The organism is Candidatus Zixiibacteriota bacterium, from assembly GCA_014728145.1.
Classification (GTDB): domain Bacteria; phylum Zixibacteria; class MSB-5A5; order JAABVY01; family JAABVY01; genus WJMC01.
On the sequence record WJMC01000207.1, the window covers coordinates 1 to 3,347 of the forward strand.

General features: G+C 50.8%; 1 protein-coding gene. It reads left to right on the forward strand.

Translation table 11 applies throughout. The annotated features are described in order from the left end of the window. The coding region (locus GF404_11855; GenBank protein ID MBD3382875.1) for a PAS domain S-box protein at positions 1-3,347 on the forward strand (3,347 nt) is incomplete at both ends.

Here is a 3,347-nt window from a genome sequence, read left to right on the forward strand (position 1 = left end):
ATACATGAAACCGACCCCGATTACCATCCAACATTGGAAGAAGCGATAGAATTCTATGCGCCTGAGTACAGAGAGATGGTCAGTAATGCTGTGCAGGCGTCGCTTGAAGAAGGAAAAACGTTTGATTTTGAAGCGGAGATAATAACAAGGCGAGGGCGCCGTAAATGGGTGCGGGCATTGGGGCAACCAGAGTTAAAAGACGGTCGCGCTGTCAAGTTGTTCGGCACTTTTCAGGAGATTACCGATATCAAGAAAGCCGAACTCAAGTTGCGTGAGACCGAGGAGCGATTCTCCCTGGCGATGCGCGGTTCCAATGATGGTTTCAGCGACTGGACTGATGTCAGCTCCGATAAAATCTGGTGGTCGCCCCGCTTTTTCGAACTCCTTGGGTACAAGCCGTTCGAGTTTCAGCCCACCATGGGCAAGTTCAAGGAATTACTTCATCCGGAAGATCACAAGAAAGTGTCGCAGGCAATCGAGGATCATTTCGAAAATGATAATGATTTCGATGTCGAGTACAGGCTCCTTCATAAATCAGGAGAGTACCGCTGGTTTCATGCACGCGGTGAAACCCAGCGTGATGAAGAAGGCAAACCGGTCAGGATGTCAGGAGCAGTGCGCGACATCACTATTCGCAAGCAGACCGAGATGGCGCTCAAGCAGAGCGAGCGCAATCTCAGGATGCTGTTCGAGCAGATGGTGAGCGGATTTGCCCAGTTGGAGATGACTACCGGTCCCGAGGAGGAGACACCGGATTTCAAATATCTCGATGTAAACTCTGCTTTTGAACGCATCGTCGGCCTCAAAAAATCGGACCTGGTCGGAAAGACAATTCGTGAGGTGTACTCTGAAACGGAACAGTACTGGCTCGATTTCTTCCGCGAAGTTGTGCTCAATCGTCAACCTGCTAAACTCGTCGATTACCACAAGGACACTGATAAATACTACGAGGTGATAGCATACAGCCCCAAAGAAAACCACCTGGCCACGATTATGACTGATATAACAGAGCGCAAGAAAGCGGAACTGCGTATCCGTGACAGCGAAGAACGTCTAAACCAGATTATTATGGGCAATGCTGTAGCCACTTTCGTGATCGATAAAAACCATAGGATTACACACTGGAATCATGCCTGCGAAAAACTGACCGGCATGTCCCGTTACGAGGTTATCGGTACCGACCGTCAATGGGAAGCTTTCTATACCGAAAAACGGCCGATTATGGCGGACCTGTTGATCGACGGTTTGCCGGAAGATGAAATCGCGCGTCATTATTCGGAATCATTCCGCAGATCTTCCCTGATTTCAGGTGCTTATGAGTCCGAGGAATATTTCTCCGAGCTTCAAAAAGAAGGGATCTGGATATATATTACCACGGCACCTATCCGAAACTCAAAGGGCAAGTTAATCGGCGCGATCGAAACCCTGCAGGATATCACTGTACGTAAACGTGCACTCGAAAGCCTGGGTGAAAGCGAAGAGCGCTTCCGCACCGTTTCTCAGCAGGCGTTAATGGGTATCCTGATCTTCCAGGACAACCGTCTCAAATTCGTCAACAACGCCTTTACCAGAATAGTCGGCTACTCAGTTGAAGAGTTGCATGAAAAGTATGCAGATGAGCTCGATCAGCTTATTCATGAGGATGACCGCCAGCTTGCTCAAGAACTGCGCCAGAAACTGAATTCGAGAGATGACAAATACCTTGAGCGTGTGAGCTGGAGAGTGCTGACCAAAGACGGCGAGGTACGCTGGGTGGATAATTTTGCCAAACGCATAACCTACAAGGGCAAACCCGCGGATATTTTCTCTGTGTCGGATATTACCGATCGTGTGCGAGCCGAACTCGAACTCGAATCCGAGAAGGAACGTCTCAATGTCACCCTCCGCTCAATCGGCGATGGTGTCATAGCTACCGACCGCGAACACAATATCATCCTGTTCAATAAAGTGGCCGAGGTGATGACAGGTTTCAGCGAAGAAGAAGCACTCGGTAAACCACTGCAGGAAGTGTTTAACATTATGAATGACAGCACTCGTGAGAAAGTGGAAAATCCCGTACAGCAGGTATTGTCCGATGGCACGATTATCAATCTGAGCGACAACACCGTGCTTATCTCCCGCGATGGACGTGAACGGAGTATTGCCGACAGCGGTGCTCCTATTCGCGACCACGATGGTAATGTTGTCGGTGTCGTTATTGTGTTCCGGGATATCACCGAAACCAAGCGCCTGCAGGAGTTCGCCTCCCGTGCCCAGAGGCTCGAAACGGCCGGCCGGATTGCCGGTCAGGTCGCCCATGATTTCAATAATCTGCTGGGCCCCCTGACAGCTTATCCGTCATTGATAAGAGATGAGATCCCCGCAGACCATATAGCCACTGAATACGTCAACCAGATCGAAAAATCAGCGCGCCAGATGGCAGATATCAATCAACAGCTATTGACCCTCGGCAGGCGGGGCCACTATGCGCTGGAACCGCTGAACCTGAACGAGATCGTTTTGCAGGTGATCAAGCAACTCTATCCTCTCACGGAATCGATCGCAGTCGATACAGATCTCGCGGAGGATCTCTTCAATATCCGCGGGGGAGCTTCGCAAATCTACCGGGTGGTGGCTAACCTGGTATCCAATGCCCTCGATGCCATCAAAGAAACCGGCGGTATCAGGATCTCTACTGAGAATTTTTACTCCGACAGAATATCGGGACGCTACGGCCAGGTTCCCAAGGGAGAGTATGTCAAGCTGACAGTTACCGACAGCGGAGAAGGTATCCAGCCTGAGTTGATGCCTAAGATATTTGATCCGTTTTTCACTACCAAGATGGCTGAGGGACGGCGTGGATCCGGCCTGGGATTATCGGTTGTGCATTCCGTAATCGAGGATCATCACGGCTATATCGATGTCAGTTCCACCCCGGGCAAGGGAACATCGTTTTTCCTGTACTTCCCGATCACGCGCGAGAGTGCACTCTCGCCGGTCAGCGACAAGATCATCGGGGGGCATGAGGAAATCCTCGTTGTCGACGATGATCCGACCCAGCGCGAAGTTACCCGCGTCATCCTCGAAAAACTGGGCTACCGTACTACCACGGCCAAAAGCGGAGAGGAAGCCCTCGTTATCATCGAACGCAAGAGCTTTGATCTTATGATTCTCGATATGATCATGCCAGGTGGTATCGACGGTGCAGAAACCTACCGACGCGCGCTTGAAATCAGATCTCCTCAGAAAGCCGTGATAGTCTCAGGCTACGCTGAAAGCGAAAGAGTCGATGAGGCTGTAAGGCTCGGAGCCAGCCTGTTTTTGCGCAAGCCGGTGACAATAAAATCAATCGCCCATGCGGTCCGCAA